Origin of the sequence: Kitasatospora sp. NPDC001527, assembly GCF_040298605.1 — a bacterium.
Classification (GTDB): domain Bacteria; phylum Actinomycetota; class Actinomycetes; order Streptomycetales; family Streptomycetaceae; genus Kitasatospora.
In genome coordinates, this window is record NZ_JBEPAM010000001.1 from 146826 (window position 1) to 160539 (window position 13714).

At 75.7% G+C, this 13714-nt stretch carries 15 protein-coding genes; 8 read left to right on the forward strand and 7 right to left on the reverse strand.

Annotated features, from left to right (window positions below):
* Positions 1-14 precede the first annotated feature (14 nt).
* From ABT238_RS00695 to ABT238_RS00705, 3 genes are all read left to right on the forward strand, one after another.
* Positions 15-902: an NUDIX hydrolase gene (locus ABT238_RS00695; protein ID WP_350755057.1), complete on the forward strand. Its 888-nt coding sequence runs from the start codon at positions 15-17 to the stop codon at positions 900-902.
* 80 nt (positions 903-982) lie between these two features.
* On the forward strand, positions 983-1159 hold the full coding sequence (locus ABT238_RS00700) for a hypothetical protein (protein ID WP_350558630.1): 177 nt from the start codon (positions 983-985) through the stop codon (positions 1157-1159).
* Positions 1156-1983 (forward strand): MBL fold metallo-hydrolase, encoded by an 828-nt coding sequence (locus ABT238_RS00705; protein WP_350558627.1) that lies wholly within the window; start codon positions 1156-1158, stop codon positions 1981-1983. Before ABT238_RS00700 ends, ABT238_RS00705 begins: the two co-directional genes overlap by 4 nt.
* Before the next feature lie 74 nt (positions 1984-2057).
* Here the strand turns inward: ABT238_RS00705 and ABT238_RS00710 are convergent, their stop codons facing one another.
* Together ABT238_RS00710 and ABT238_RS00715 are read right to left on the reverse strand one after the other, a co-directional pair.
* Complete coding sequence (locus tag ABT238_RS00710) at positions 2058-2732, reverse strand: Crp/Fnr family transcriptional regulator (protein ID WP_030288117.1); 675 nt, start codon at positions 2730-2732, stop codon at positions 2058-2060.
* 318 nt (positions 2733-3050) lie between these two features.
* Positions 3051-4055, reverse strand: a complete 1005-nt coding sequence (locus ABT238_RS00715; protein ID WP_350755059.1) for a DUF5937 family protein — start codon at positions 4053-4055, stop codon at positions 3051-3053.
* 141 nt (positions 4056-4196) lie between these two features.
* Between ABT238_RS00715 and ABT238_RS00720 the strand changes: the two genes are divergently transcribed.
* Positions 4197-5087, forward strand: a complete 891-nt coding sequence (locus ABT238_RS00720; RefSeq protein WP_350755061.1) for an isocitrate lyase/phosphoenolpyruvate mutase family protein — start codon at positions 4197-4199, stop codon at positions 5085-5087.
* A 52-nt stretch (positions 5088-5139) separates the two neighbouring features.
* On the opposite strand, the gene ABT238_RS00725 is transcribed toward ABT238_RS00720, so the two are convergent.
* Positions 5140-5808 carry a TetR/AcrR family transcriptional regulator gene (locus ABT238_RS00725; RefSeq protein WP_350755063.1) on the reverse strand — a complete coding sequence of 223 codons (669 nt, stop codon included), beginning with the start codon at positions 5806-5808 and terminating at the stop codon, positions 5140-5142.
* A 92-nt stretch (positions 5809-5900) separates the two neighbouring features.
* Here ABT238_RS00725 and ABT238_RS00730 point away from each other — a divergent pair, with 92 nt between their 5' ends.
* The 4 genes from ABT238_RS00730 to ABT238_RS00745 all read left to right on the forward strand — a co-directional run bounded on the left by ABT238_RS00730 (position 5901) and on the right by ABT238_RS00745 (position 9855).
* Complete coding sequence (locus tag ABT238_RS00730; protein ID WP_350558618.1) at positions 5901-6851, forward strand: beta-ketoacyl-ACP synthase 3; 951 nt, start codon at positions 5901-5903, stop codon at positions 6849-6851.
* A gap of 83 nt (positions 6852-6934) precedes the next feature.
* Positions 6935-7810 (forward strand): endonuclease III, encoded by an 876-nt coding sequence (nth, locus tag ABT238_RS00735; RefSeq protein WP_350558615.1) that lies wholly within the window; start codon positions 6935-6937, stop codon positions 7808-7810.
* Complete coding sequence (locus ABT238_RS00740) at positions 7807-8550, forward strand: NUDIX hydrolase (RefSeq protein ID WP_350558612.1); 744 nt, start codon at positions 7807-7809, stop codon at positions 8548-8550. Before nth ends, ABT238_RS00740 begins: the two co-directional genes overlap by 4 nt.
* Positions 8551-8670: 120 nt before the next feature.
* Positions 8671-9855 (forward strand): MarP family serine protease, encoded by a 1185-nt coding sequence (locus tag ABT238_RS00745; protein ID WP_350558609.1) that lies wholly within the window; start codon positions 8671-8673, stop codon positions 9853-9855.
* A gap of 109 nt (positions 9856-9964) precedes the next feature.
* On the opposite strand, the gene ABT238_RS00750 is transcribed toward ABT238_RS00745, so the two are convergent.
* The 4 genes from ABT238_RS00750 to nhaA form a co-directional block, all read right to left on the reverse strand.
* Complete coding sequence (locus ABT238_RS00750; RefSeq protein WP_350558606.1) at positions 9965-10204, reverse strand: hypothetical protein; 240 nt, start codon at positions 10202-10204, stop codon at positions 9965-9967.
* Between the two features lie 159 nt (positions 10205-10363).
* Positions 10364-11362: an alpha/beta fold hydrolase gene (locus tag ABT238_RS00755; RefSeq protein ID WP_350558603.1), complete on the reverse strand. Its 999-nt coding sequence runs from the start codon at positions 11360-11362 to the stop codon at positions 10364-10366.
* Positions 11363-11528: 166 nt separating this feature from the next.
* Entirely contained in the window at positions 11529-12005 is a 477-nt protein-coding gene (locus ABT238_RS00760; protein WP_350558600.1) for a phage holin family protein, read from the reverse strand.
* A 112-nt stretch (positions 12006-12117) separates the two neighbouring features.
* The gene (gene nhaA, locus ABT238_RS00765) at positions 12118-13605 is read right to left on the reverse strand and encodes a Na+/H+ antiporter NhaA (protein WP_350755065.1); all 1488 of its coding nucleotides are present in this window, start codon (positions 13603-13605) and stop codon (positions 12118-12120) included.
* Positions 13606-13714: the final 109 nt, after the last annotated feature.

A 13714-nucleotide genomic window follows, 5' to 3' on the forward strand; every position in this document is an offset into this window, starting at 1 on the left:
CTTAGCATCCGGGCATGGACCAGCGAGCAACGACGCTCCCGATGCCGCCCGGCTGGCCCGCCCGGATCAGGGCGGCCGACGCCGGCGAGCTGACCCCGCCCGTGCCCAGGCCGTCCGCCACCGTGGTGCTGCTCCGGGACACCGCCGGGGGCGCCGGGCCCGAGGCGTACCTGCTGCGCCGCCGCACCTCGATGGCCTTCGCCGCCGGCATGTACGCCTACCCGGGCGGCGGGGTCGACCCGCGGGACGCCGAGGCGGAGCTCGGCTGGGCCGGCCCCGGTCCGCGCGCCTGGGCCGAGCGGCTCGGGGTGGACGCCGCGACCGCGCAGGCGGTGGTCTGCGCCGCGGTCCGCGAGACCTTCGAGGAGGCCGGGGTCCTGCTGGCCGGCCCGGACGCCGGCAGCGTCGCCGAGCCCCGCGACTGGAGTGCCGAACGCGCCGCGCTGGAGGCCCACGAGCTCTCCTTCGCCGACTTCCTGCGTGACCACGGCCTGCTGCTGCGCAGCGACCTGCTGGCCGGCTGGGCGCGCTGGATCACCCCGGCGTTCGAGGAGCGCCGCTACGACACCTGGTTCTTCGTCGCCGCCCTGCCGCCCGGGCAGGACGCCGCCCGCGAGGTCGGCGAGGCCGACCGGGTGGCCTGGCTCACCCCGGCCGAGGCCGTCCGCGGCTACCAGGAGGGCCGCTTCGGCATGCTGCCGCCGACCGTCACCGTGCTGCGCGAACTGCTGCCGGTGCGCAGCGCCGCCGAGGCGCTGGGCGCGGCGGCCGAGCGCTCGCTGGAGCCGGTGCTCGGCCGCGCCGAGGTGCACGGCGAGCGGCTGACCGTCCGCTGGCCGGGGTACGACGAACTGACCATCGACGGCACCTTCCCCGAGTTCCCCGAGGAACGCGTCGGCTGACGCCGCGCCCTCGCCCCCGTTCTCCCACCGGACCCATCCATCCCCCGACGCACCCCGCGAGACGAAAGGACCTTCGCCCGATGACCCACAACGACGTGGCTCGCCGGACGGCACCCCGGATGCCCGCCCGCAGCCTGACCCCGCGCACCCCGGCCTGTGACAGCGCCCAGGTCCCCTTCACCGAGGTGGCCCAGCGCGCCCTCGTCCGCGCGCTGCCCCTGCGCCTGCTGCATCGCGACGGCGAGGGCGGCCGGTGAGCGGACTGCTGCCCGGTGACCCCGCCGCCGCGATCGGCGGCGAGGCCACCGCCCGCGCGCTCTGCGTGCTGGCGCCGAACCCGTCCCCGATGACGCTGGACGGCACCAACACCTGGCTGCTCTCCGAGCCCGGCTCGGACCTCGCGGTGGTGATCGACCCGGGCCCGCTGCACGAGGGCCATCTGCGCCGGGTGATCGAGACCGCCGAGCAGCGCGGCACGCGGGTGGCGCTCACCCTGCTGACCCACGGCCACGCGGACCACTCCGAGGGCGCGGCCCGGTTCGCCGAGCTGACCGGTACCGAGGTCCGCGCGCTGGACCCGGCGCACCGGCTCGGCTCCGAGGGCCTCACGCACGGCCAGCGCCTGGACGTCGGAGGCCTCGACCTGCGGGTGATCGCCACGCCCGGTCACACCTCGGACTCGCTGACCTTCCACCTGCCCGCCGACGGCGCGGTCCTCACCGGCGACACCGTGCTGGGCCGCGGCACCACGATGGTCGCCCACCCGGACGGCCGGCTCGGCGACTACCTGGACTCGCTGCGCCACCTGCACACCATGGCGGCCGAGCACGGTGTGCGGACGGTGCTGCCCGGGCACGGCCCGGTGCTCGCGGACGCGCTCGGCGCGGTGGACTACTACCTGGCGCACCGGGCGGGCCGGCTGGCCCAGGTGGAGACGGCGGTCGAGGCGGGTTGCCGGACGGCCGCCGAGGTGGTGGCCCGGGTCTACGCGGACGTGGACCGCTCGCTGTGGCCGGCCGCCGAACTGTCGGTGCAGGCCCAGCTGCGGTACCTGCGGGAGCACGGGCTCATCCCGGACTGACGCCCGGGCCGGCACCGCTCGTGGAAAGGGCCCGCACGCCGGAGCGTGCGGGCCCTTCCGTGAGCGGTGCGCGGTCAGCGGGACCGGCGGGAGAGCCGCTCGACGTCCAGCAGGACGACCGCGCGGGCCTCCAGCTTCAGCCAGCCGCGGCCGGCGAAGTCGGCGAGCGCCTTGTTGACCGTCTCGCGGGAGGCGCCGACCAGCTGGGCCAGCTCCTCCTGGGTGAGGTCGTGGGCGACGTGGATGCCCTCCTCGGACTGCACGCCGAAGCGGCGGGAGAGGTCCAGCAGGGCCTTGGCGACGCGCCCGGGCACGTCGGAGAAGACCAGGTCGGACATCACGTCGTTGGTCCGGCGCAGCCGGCGGGCGATGGCGCGCAGCAGCGCGATCGAGACCTCGGGGCGGGCGTGCAGCCAGGGCTGGAGGTCGCCGTGGCCGAGGCCGAGCAGCTTGACCTCGGTCAGCGCGCTGGCGGTGGCGGTGCGCGGGCCCGGGTCGAACAGCGAGAGCTCGCCGATCATCTCGCTGGGGCCGAGGACGGCGAGCATGTTCTCGCGGCCGTCCGGCGAGGCGCGGTGCAGCTTGACCTTGCCCTCGGCGACGACGTACAGCCGGTCGCCCGGGTCGCCCTCGTGGAACAGCGACTCGCCGCGGGCGAGCGTCACCTCGGTCATGGAAGCGCGCAGCTCGCCGGCCTGTTCGTCGTCGAGTGCCGCGAAGAGTGCGGCGCGCCGCAGAACGTCGTCCACGTGCTTCCTCCTTCTCGGCCGGCCGGCCGTCAAGCCCTCCGGCACAAGTTCGTACAGTGCTCTGCATCACCAAGCATGGCGCATGTCGCTCCGATCATATGAGGAGGGGGTGTGCCGAGGTGTGCTGCGCGGGGCCATTCGTACCGCCGGGGCGGTCCGGGGCGCCGCCTGAACCGGCAGGTCAGCCGGTTGTCGGGGCCCGGTGCGCCGGTCGGATCCGGTCGCTCCCGGCTCACCTCCGGCTCACCTCCGGCTCGTGTCCAGTGCGGGTCCGGCGCGGGCCCGGTTCAGGATCGCTTCAGGTCCGGTCGGGATCGATCAGGACCGGTCCGGGTCGAGCAGGGCGTCGGCGAGGGCGGTCCGGGCGTACAGCACGGCGTGGCCGGCGCGGTGCGCGCTGGTCAGCCCGGCCGCGCGCAGGGCTGTGAGGTGCTGGGAGACGCCGGCCGCGGAGAGCCCGGTGCGCCGGGCCAGCTCGGTGGTGGAGGCGGGCGCGTCGAGTTCGGCGAGCAGCCGGGCGCGGGAGCGGCCGAGGACGGCGGCGAGCGCGTCCGGGGCGCCGGCGGCCGGGCGGGGCTCCCACAGGGTGGCGATCCCGCGCGCCGGGTAGGCGAGCTGCGGCGGGTCCGGCGGCAGCGTGCGGGTCAGCACCCGCGGCCAGGCGAACACCGAGGGCACCAGCACCAGGCCGGCCGCGGCGTCCAGCCGTTCGACCGCGCAGTGCCGCTGTTCCAGCCGCAGCGCCCCGTGCCCGCTGCCGTCCCAGCGGACGGTCCCGTGCAGGTCGTCGAGGACCCGGGCGGTGCCGTGCCCGACCGCCTGGCGGGCGCGGTGCAGCACGTCGGCGTCGAGCAGGGCGCGGATCCGGGCCCAGTACGGCGCCAGCGCCAGCTCCCAGTAGGTCTCGATGTCGGCCGCGAGCCGGGGCAGCCGGGCGGCCGGGTCGCGGTGCAGCGCTTCGAGGACGGCGGGCAGCCGGCCGCCGCGTTCGGCGGCCAGCACGGCGAGGTCGGCGCGGACCGGTCCGGGGGAGGTCGCGGTGATCGCGGCCAGCTCGTCGGCGAGCGCGGGGGCGGCGGTGCCGGGGACGGGGGTGAGGAAGTCCGGCAGGTGGCCGGTGGGCGGGACCATCGCGGCCAGCCGGCGGACGGCGGGCCCGGCGGCGGCCAGCCGGGGGCGGACCTGCGCGGCCCAGCGCCGGTGCGGTGCGGGGACGGCCGGCTGGGCGAGCACCCGGAGGCTGGTCACCACCTCCCACATCGGGGAGACGGCGAAGCGGGTGCGCGCCAGGTCGTCGGCCGAGAGAGCGAGTTCGGTCCGCATCGGCTCCCCCGCCCTCCCGCCCCGGCCGTGATTCGGCCTCAGCTTAATCACTGGAGCGCGGGTGCCCGCCGCCCGCAGGATGCCGTCGTCGCACCACCCGCGCTCCGCTCCGCCCCGATCCGTGAAAGCCGGTGACCCCTCATGACCACGTCCACCCCCGCCCTGCCCTCCACCCCCGCCTTGCCCTCCGACGCCGCCCCGTCCATCCCCGCCCCGTCCGCCGCCCTGCGTGCGAAGGCCGCCCGCCTGCGGGCGCTGGTCGCGGACGGCGTGCTCGTCCTGCCGAACGCCTGGGACGCCGGCAGCGCCGCCGTGATCGCCTCGGCGGGCGCCGCCGCGATCGCCACCACCAGCGGCGGAGTCTCCTGGTCGCTGGGCCGGGGCGACGGCCAGCGCCTCGACCGCGCGAGCGCCGTCGAGGCCGCCCGCCGGGTGGCGGCCGCCGTGGAGCTGCCGGTCACGGTGGACGCCGAGGGCGGCTACGGACCCGCGCCCGCCGATGTCGCGGACACCGTCCGGGCGCTGGTGGAGGCGGGCGCGGCCGGCGTCAACCTGGAGGACTCCACGGCGGTCGGCGGCCCGCTGTTCGCGGTGGAGGAGCAGACCGCCCGGCTGCGCGCGGCCCGGACGGCGGCGCGGTCGGCGGGTCTGCCGGAGCTGCTGGTCAACGCCCGCACCGACGTCTTCCTGTTCGGGCTGGGCGGCCTCGACGACGTGCTGGTCCGCGCCGAGGCGTACGCGGCGGCGGGCGCCGACGGCCTCTTCGTGCCGGGACTGCTGGACCTCGACGCACTGGCCGCGCTCTGCGCGCGCTCGCCGCTGCCGGTCAACGCGATGGCGGTGGCCGGCGGGCCGTCCGTCGCCGAACTCGCCGCCGCCGGGGTGCGCCGGATCAGCGCGGGCACCGCGGTGGCGCAGCTCGCCTACACCGCCGCGCTGCGGGCGGCCGCGGAGCTGCTCGGCCCCGGCACCCTGACGGCGCCGGCCGGCGCCCTCGGCTTCGGCGAGGTCGACGCGCTGTTCCGCGGCTGACGGGCCCGGCCGCCCCGGCCGGCCCGTCGGCAGGGCCGTGCCCCGGCGGGCGTCAGGCCTCCGGCGGCGCGGGCAGCTCGGCGAGCGCCGCCGGCTGCCCGGCGCCCGGGTCCGGCAGCCCGAGCAGCCGCCGCATCGCGCGCCGGGCGCGGTCGGCGGCGCCCCGGTCTCCGTACAGCCGCCGGGCGTGGTTGAGCGCGAGCACCTGCCCGGTCAGCTCGAAGACGGTCTGCTCGGGCTCCGTCCCGGCGGGCAGCTGCCCGGCGGCGACCGCCAGCTCGACCTGGTGGCGCACCCTCCGCTGCCAGAGCGCGTTGCGCGCGGCCACCGCCGAGCGGACCGGCCCGGGCTCCCGGTCGTCGAACTCGGCGGTCACGGCGGTGAAGAAGCAGCCGCCGGGCAGCAGGTCGCGCTCCAGGTAGGAGACCCAGGCCTCGCACTGGGCGAGCAGCAGCGGCAGGCCCGGCGCGGCCCCGGTCGCCTCCGAGCGGTGCACCACCTCGCGCACGAACAGCGCGACCGCCTCGTCGACGACGGCCAGCTGCAGGCTCTCCTTGGTGCCGAAGTGGCCCAGGACGCCGGACTTGCTCATCGACAGGTCGGTGGCGAGCCGGCCGATGGTCAGGCCCTCCAGCCCCTCGACCGAGGCGAGGTCCAGCCCCCGGGCCAGGATCGAGACGCGGGTCCGGCGGGTGTCGGCGGCGGATCTTCTCGGGCTCACCGCGTCAGTGTAGCGACCGTCGGACCATTTAGCGTCCGACCGTTCGGACGCTATAGTCCGGCGTGATGACGCCCCATCACCGAGGAGCAGCCATGCCGGGTTCCCGCATCGTCGCGCTGGGCCACCACCAGCCCGCGAAGGTCCTGACCAACCACGACCTCGCCCGGCTGGTCGACACCAGCGACGAGTGGATCCGGCAGCGCACCGGCATCGTGACCCGCCGCATCGCCGAGGAGGAGAGCGTCACCGACCTCGCCGCCTCCGCCGCCGGCAAGGCGCTGGCCGCCGCCGGACTCGCCCCCGGGGAGATCGACCTGGTGGTGGTCGCGACCTGCACCGCGCGGGACCGCTGCCCGAACATCGGCACCCGGGTCGCCGGGCGCCTCGGCATCCCGGCGGCCGCCGGCTTCGACGTCAACAACGGCTGCGCCGGCTTCTGCACCGCGCTGGCCACCGCCGACCACGCCGTCCGGGCCGGGGCCGCCCGGTACGCGCTGGTCGTCGGCGCGGAGCGGATGAGCGACGTCACCGACTGGACCGACCGCTCCACCTGCGTCCTGCTCGGCGACGGCGCGGGCGCCGCCGTGCTCGGCCCGGACACCGGGGCCGCCGGCCGTCCGGGCGTCGGACCGGTGGTCTGGGGCTCCGACCCGACCAAGGGCCACGCCGTCCGGCTGGACGACGACTGGCGGCCGCGCTTCCGCCAGGAGGGCCAGACCGTCTACCGCTGGGCGACCACCACCCTGGCGCCGATCGCCGAGGAGGCCTGCCGCCGGGCCGGCCTCACCCCCGCCGACCTCGGCGCGGTGGTCACCCACCAGGCCAACCTGCGGATCGTCGAGGCGCTGGTCGACCGCCTCGGTGCCACCGGCGCCGTGGTGGCCCGCGACGTCGTCGAGTCCGGCAACACCTCGGCCGCCTCCGTCCCGCTCGCCCTCGCCAAGCTCGTCGAACGCGGCGAGGTGCCCACCGGCGCCCCCGCCCTGCTGCTCGGCTTCGGCGGCGGCCTCTCCTGGGCCGGCCAGGTCGTCGGCTGCCCCTGACGGGCCCGGCGGACGGTCACCGCGCGGGGGCGGTCCTGCCCGATCCGCCGCAGGAGCGCGGCCGTCCGGCGTAGCCTTCACGCATGGCAGAGAGCAAGGTCCGGAAGACCGCGTCTGCGGGGAAGCCGGTGGGGAAGACGGTCAGGGTGCGCAAGCCGGAGTCCCGGCTGGCGATGGTGCGGCGGGCACGGAGGATCAACCGGGAGCTGGCGGAGCTGTACCCGTACGCGCACCCGGAGCTGGACTTCGACAACCCCTTCCAGCTGCTGGTGGCCACCGTGCTGTCGGCCCAGACCACCGACCTGCGGGTGAACCAGACGACGCCGGCGCTGTTCGCGAAGTACCCGGCCCCGGAGGACATGGCGGCGGCGAACCCGGCGGAGCTGGAGGAGATCATCCGCCCCACCGGCTTCTTCCGGAACAAGGCGAAGGCGCTGATCGGCCTGTCGATCGCGCTGCGCGACGAGTTCGACGGGGAGGTGCCCGGCCGGCTGGCCGACCTGGTCACCCTGCCCGGCGTCGGCCGCAAGACCGCCAACGTCGTCCTCGGCAACGCCTTCGGCGTTCCCGGGATCACCGTGGACACCCACTTCGGGCGACTGGCCCGCCGTTTCGGGTGGACCACCGAGGAGGACCCGGTGAAGGTCGAGGCGGCGGTCGCGGAGATCTTCCCGAAGTCCGAGTGGACGATGCTCTCGCACCGGGTGGTCTTCCACGGCCGGCGCATCTGCCACTCCCAGAAGCCGGCCTGCGGGGCCTGCCCGATCGCGCCGCTCTGCCCCGCCTACGGGGAGGGCGAGACCGATCCGGAGAAGGCGGGGAAGCTGCTGAAGTACGAGCTGGGCGGCCACCCGGGCCAGCGGCTGCGGCCGCCCGCCGACTTCCCGGGCGAGGCCGGCGCCCGCGCCGACGCCGCCGCGCACCACGGCCAGGTCGCCGACCTGGCGGTGGCCGAGTGAGCGGGCGGGGGGCGCCGCGAATCGAGCGGGACGGACTGCCGCGCTGGCTGGAGCCGGTCCGGGAGGCCGCCGAGCGGGTGCTGCCCGAGCAGCTGAGCAGCTTCCTGCCGCCGGCCGGGGGCGGCCGGGCCGCCGCCGTGCTGATGCTGTTCGGCGAGGGCCCCTCCGGGCCCGACCTGCTGCTCATCGAACGCGCCCGCTCGCTGCGCTCGCACGCCGGGCAGCCGTCCTTCCCGGGCGGCGCGCTGGACCCGGAGGACGGCGACCCGGCGGGGTCCGGGCCGGTGGCGGCGGCGCTGCGCGAGGCGTGGGAGGAGACCGGGCTGGACCCGGCCGGCGTGCAGGTCTTCGCGGCCCTGCCCGCGCTGTACATCCCGGTCAGCCGGTTCGTGGTGACCCCCGTGCTCGGCTGGTGGCGCGAGGAGTCGCCGGTCCGCCCGGTGGACCTCGGGGAGACCGGCGCGGTGTTCCGGGTGCCGGTCGCGGAGCTGACCGACCCCGCCAACCGGGCCCGGCTGCGGCACCCGTCCGGTCACCTGGGGCCGGCCTTCACGGTCGCCGGGCGGCTGGTCTGGGGCTTCACGGCCGGGGTGATCGACCGGGTGCTGCACCACAGCGGCCTGGAGCGGCCGTGGGACACCGACCGGATCGTCGACCTCTCGGACGAGGCGCTGGCGCTGGTGCAGGGCGACCTGGAACGTTCCCGCGCGGCGCTCGGCCGCGACGCCGCGGCGCCGTGAACCGCAGGGTGACGCGGTGAGCTTCGGGGCGGCGGGCGGGGCGTGTCGGCCCCGTCCGGTCCCGGCCGGATTCGGCGATCGGCCGCCCGGGCGAAGGGTCCGTCGTGGGAGGGTGTCCGGGTGAACGTCCTGGATGTGCTGTTGATCGCCGCCGCCCTCGGGTTCGCCGTGTCGGGCTACCGGCAGGGCTTCGTGGTCGGCGTGCTGTCGGTCCTCGGCTTCCTGGGCGGCGGCCTGCTCGCCGTCCAACTGCTGCCGCTGCTGCTCGACCACCTCAGCCCCGGGACGACCGCCTCGGTGATCGCCGTGGTGGTGGTGATCGTGCTCGCGGCGACCGGCCAGGCGATCACCACGCACTTCGGCTGGAAGCTGCGCGGGCACATCGACCGCCGCCCGGCCCGGGCCCTGGACGCCGCGGGCGGCTCCGTGGTCAACGTGATCTCGATGCTGCTGGTGGCCTGGCTGATCGGCTCGGCGCTCGCCGGGACGTCCCTGCCGACCGTCTCCAAGCAGGTCCGCACCTCGGCCGTGCTCGGCGGCGTCCAGGACGCGCTGCCCGCCGACGCGCCCAACTGGTTCTCGGACTTCTCCAAGGTGCTCGCCCGCAACGGCTTCCCGCAGGTGTTCAACCCCTTCGAGCACGAGCCGATCACCCAGGTCGACATCCCCGACCCGGCGCTGGCCGGCAGCCCGGCGGTGGCGAAGGCGCGGCAGAGCCTGGTCAAGGTGGTCGGCACCGCCACCTCCTGCGGCAAGACGCTGGAGGGCAGCGGCTTCGTCTACGCCCCGCACCGGGTGATGACCAACGCCCACGTGGTCGGCGGCGTCGACGAGCCGACCGTGCAGATCGGCGGCGTCGGCCCGCTGTACGACGCGACGGTGGTCCGCTACGACTGGCAGCGCGACATCGCCGTCCTGGACGTGCCCAAGCTGAACGCGCCGCCGCTCGCCTTCGCGGGCGAGGCGAAGACCAACGACAGCGCGATCGTCGCGGGCTTCCCCGAGAACGGTTCCTTCAACGTCCAGCCGGCCCGCATCCGCGGCCGGATCCAGGCCAACGGCCCGGACATCTACCACCGGGGCCAGGTCGTCCGCGACGTCTACTCGGTGCGCTCGCTGGTCCGCCAGGGCAACAGCGGCGGCCCGCTGCTCACGCCGGACGGCCAGGTGTACGGGATGGTGTTCGCCAAATCGCTGGACAGCGCGGACACGGGGTACGTGCTGACCGCCGCCGAGGTGCGCCAGGACGCCGAGCAGGGCAGCGCGGCGACGGCCCGGGTGGACACCCAGGGCTGCGCGCTCTGAGCCGTGCGGCCGGACCGGCCGACCGGTGCGGCCGAGTCGGCCGGAGCCTGACAGGGCCTGGCAGGGTCGGTCAGGAGCGCCCAGGACCGCTCGGGCCGCCCAGGACCGCTCAGGTGTCGCGGCGGAGGCGGGCGCCCACCCAGCGGGCGCGGCGGCCGAGGATGTGCGGGATGCCGAGCTGCCGCTGCGCCGTACGCGGGTGGCCGCCCGCGCCGTCGTAGCCGGTGTCGTGGCCGGCGCCGTCGTAGCCGTGGTCGTCCGCCCAGTCGGGGCGGTGGGCGGCACGCCGCGGGCTGTTGCTGTGCTGTCGGCCGCGCGGGGCGCTGCCGCGATCGGGCATCCAGGTCATACCGCAATGGATGCCCCTGGGCCGACGGGGGTAACCGCCCGGCGGGCCACCAACGTGGCCTATGCGTTTGTCATATGAGCATCAGATTAAGGGAGTTGGGACCTTCGGCCCTGTTCGCCCATCCGGGCGCCGGGACCTTCCTCCCGGCCCCTCGGACCCTCAGTCCTTGTGGAGGCCGATCCAGTCCAGCAACTCGGCGGTGAACTGCTCCGGCGCCTCCTCGTGCGGGAAGTGCCCGACTCCCGGCAGCAGCCGCCAGCGGTAGGGCGCGGCCACGTACTCGCCGCCGCCCAGCGCGGTGTGCGACAGCAGCACCGGGTCCGCCGCGCCCTGGACGTGCAGGGTGGGCGCGGTGATCGGCTTCTTCATCCGGCGGGCGAACTGGATGCCGTCCGGCCGGGCCATCGAGCGCAGCAGCCAGCGGTACGGCTCGATCGAGCAGTGCGCGGTGCTGGGGATCTGGATCGCCCGCCGGTACGCGGCCACCGCCGCGCGGTCCAGCGGGGTGCGGCCGGCCCAGGCGTCCAGGTAGCGGCCGACCAGCTCGGCGTCGTCGGCCACCAGACGGCGCTCCGGTATCCACGGCCGCTGGAAGCCCAGCACGTGCTCGAAGGCGGCGAGCTGCTTGCGGTCGGTGAGCAGGGCCCGGCGCAGGTCACGGGGGTGCGCGGCCGAGACCACGGTGAGGCTCTGGATCACCGAGGGCCGCATCACGGCCGCCACCCAGGCCAGCGTGCCGCCTGAGGCGTGGCCGACCAGGTGCGCCCGGTCCTCGCCGAGCGAGCGGATCACCCCGGTGATGTCCAGCGCGAGGTTGCCGGGGTCGTAGCCGCGCGGGGTGCGGTCGCTGCCGCCGATGCCGCGCAGGTCCACGGCGACGGCCCGGTAGCCGGCCGCGGCCAGCGCGGTCAGCTGGTGGCGCCAGGCCCACCAGTACTCGGGCCAGCCGTGCACCAGCAGGACCAGCGGGCCCTCGCCGAGCTCGGCGATGTGGAACCGCGCGCCGTTGGCGGCGAGGTCGCGGTGGGTCCACGGCCCGGCCTGCCGGACGTCCCAGGCGGCCGTGGCCGGGGAGGGCCCGTCCTGGGGGTCGCCGGGGGTGGTGAGGCCGGAGCTGGCGGACGGCTGCGCGGGCACGGGCTTCTGGTCGAGCGACATACCGAGAGCGTGTCACATCCGCGCGCCGGACACGCGCCCGGCACTCGCACTCGGCCGTTCCGGCCCCTGGCGTACCGGGAGCGCGTCCGGGGCGTTTCCCCGGCGTGATTCCTGGCGCGATTCCTGGCGCGTGTCCGGCGCGCGGGAGCCGGTCTCCGGGGCGGGCCTACGGGATGCGGCCCAGGGCGCGGTCGATCTCCTCCTTGGTGGCGGGACGCGGCCGCGCGTTCTTCAGCACGTCGGCGGTCTTCTGCGCACCCTCGATGGTCCGGACCGGCTTCTCGATCTTCTTGAACGAACGCAGTGCCAGCAGGCCCAGCAGCACGGCCAGCAGCAGGTACGCGCCGGCCACGATCAGGAACGACCAGCCGAGCGACAGACCCAGCGCGTGGATGCCGAACGCGGCGGCCGCGCTCAGCATCGGGACGGCGGCCAGCGCCACCACGCCGGCGACGCCCAGCGAGACGCCGCCGGAGACGCCGCGCTTGACGTCGGCGCGGATCTCGGCCTTGGCCAGCGCGATCTCGTCATGGACCAGGGCGGACAGGTCGGCGGTGGCCGCGGCGAACAGCTGCCCCACCGAACGCTCGCCCTCGTAGGGCGCCCGGCCGTTGCTGGACGGGTCTGCGGCTCCTGCGGGCATCAGCGGTTCTCCTCTTCGGTGGACTGTCGACAGTTCAGAATCATGCCCCCACCGGACGAGCGGACACCACTCCGGGGCCCCGCCGGGGGGACGTGTCCGGCGGGCGGGCCGCTCAGCGCGCTCCGTCGCGGCCCTCGCCGGCCGGGCGTGTCGGCCCCTGGGTCGGCGGCCCCTGGTCCGTGGACCGCGGCTCCGCCCGCCGTGCGTCCGACTGTCCTGCCGCTGTCTGCTCCGGCGCTGCCTGCCGTGCCGCTGTCTGCCGTGCCCGGTCGGCCATGCGCTGCTGCCAGGCCGGGTCGTCCTGCTGGTAGACGTCGGGGATGCCGTCGCCGTCGAGGTCGCGGTCCTCCTCCTCGCACAGCTCGCGGTAGTGCCGGTTGCGCAGCTTCAGCAGCACGGTGGCGGCCAGCGCGCAGATCAGCGAACCCACCAGGACGGCGGCCTTGGCCCGCTCGGTGAGCGCCGGGTCGTCCGGGAAGGCCAGCTCGTCGATCAGCAGCGAGACGGTGAAGCCGATACCGGCCAGGACCGAGACGGCGAACAGGTCGGCCCACTTGAGCTGCGGGTTGAGCTCGGCGCGGGTGAAGCGGGCGGCCAGCCAGGTGCCGCCGAAGACGCCCACGGACTTGCCGACCACCAGGCCGACCATGATGCCGATCGGAGCGGCCTGGGTGAACACCTCGCGCAGCGCCGGACCGGAGATCGTCACCCCGGCCGCGAACAGGGCGAAGACCGGCACGGCCAGCCCGGCCGAGAGCGGCCGGACCAGGTGCTCGATGTGCTCGCCGGGGGAGTGCTTCTCGTCGCCCTCCCGGTGGCAGCGGAGCATCAGGCCCATCGCGACGCCGGCCACCGTGGCGTGCACACCGCTCTCGTGCATCAGCGCCCAGATCACGAAGGCGAGCGGGACGAACAGGTACCAGCCGTGCACCCCGCGCCGGTGCAGGAACCAGAACAGCACGAGACCGGCGAGGGCGAGCCCGAGCGCCCAGAACTTGATGCCGGAGCTGTAGAAGACCGCGATGATCAGGATCGCGATCAGGTCGTCCACCACGGCGAGGGTGAGCAGGAAGGCGCGCAGCGCGGAGGGCAGGTGGCTGCCGACCACCGCGAGCACGCCGAGCGCGAAGGCGATGTCGGTGGCGGTCGGGACGGCCCAGCCGCTCGGGTGCCCGCCGGGGCCCGCGTTGACGACGGTGTACAGGACGGCGGGCAGCACGACACCGCAGACGGCGGCTATGACGGGCAGCATCGCCGCGCTGGGGCTGCGCAGTTCACCCGCCACGAACTCGCGCTTGAGCTCGATACCGGCCACGAAGAAGAAGATCGTCAGCAGCCCGTCCTTGGCCCAGGTGCCCAGGGTGAGGTCGAGGTGAAGGGGCGCGGAGGGGCCGACGGTGTGGTTCAGGACGGACTGGTAGGAGTCCGGCCAGACGTTGGCCCAGACCAGGGCGACGACGGCGGCGAGGAGCAGCAGGACACCGCCGACGGTCTCGGTGCGCAGGGCGTCGGCGACGTAGCTGCGTTCGGGGAGGGGCAGCCTGCCGAGGAACTGGCGGCGCTGGGGCGTCGGCTCGTGGACGGGCGGCTGGCTGGCCACGCGTGGCCTCCTGGGGGCGAGGGGACGGGGTGCGGACACACCTGTGGTGCATCGCCGACCAGACTTCCCGGCTCGCCCTGTGACGCGGATCGTGAATGGAGCTTTGGTG

Excerpts from the sequence above, each read along its gene's own strand:
- ABT238_RS00695 (WP_350755057.1), top strand. The coding sequence starts at position 15 with ATGGACCAGCGAGCAACGACGCTCCCGATGCCGCCCGGCTGGCCCGCC.
- ABT238_RS00700 (WP_350558630.1), top strand. The coding sequence starts at position 983 with ATGACCCACAACGACGTGGCTCGCCGGACGGCACCCCGGATGCCCGCC.
- ABT238_RS00715 (WP_350755059.1), bottom strand. The coding sequence starts at position 4,055 with ATGCGGACCGAACTCGCTCTCTCGGCCGACGACCTGGCGCGCACCCGC.
- ABT238_RS00720 (WP_350755061.1), top strand. The coding sequence starts at position 4,197 with ATGACCACGTCCACCCCCGCCCTGCCCTCCACCCCCGCCTTGCCCTCC.
- ABT238_RS00730 (WP_350558618.1), top strand. The coding sequence starts at position 5,901 with ATGCCGGGTTCCCGCATCGTCGCGCTGGGCCACCACCAGCCCGCGAAG.
- nth (WP_350558615.1), top strand. The coding sequence starts at position 6,935 with ATGGCAGAGAGCAAGGTCCGGAAGACCGCGTCTGCGGGGAAGCCGGTG.
- ABT238_RS00750 (WP_350558606.1), bottom strand. The coding sequence starts at position 10,204 with ATGACCTGGATGCCCGATCGCGGCAGCGCCCCGCGCGGCCGACAGCAC.
- ABT238_RS00755 (WP_350558603.1), bottom strand. The coding sequence starts at position 11,362 with ATGTCGCTCGACCAGAAGCCCGTGCCCGCGCAGCCGTCCGCCAGCTCC.
- ABT238_RS00760 (WP_350558600.1), bottom strand. The coding sequence starts at position 12,005 with ATGCCCGCAGGAGCCGCAGACCCGTCCAGCAACGGCCGGGCGCCCTAC.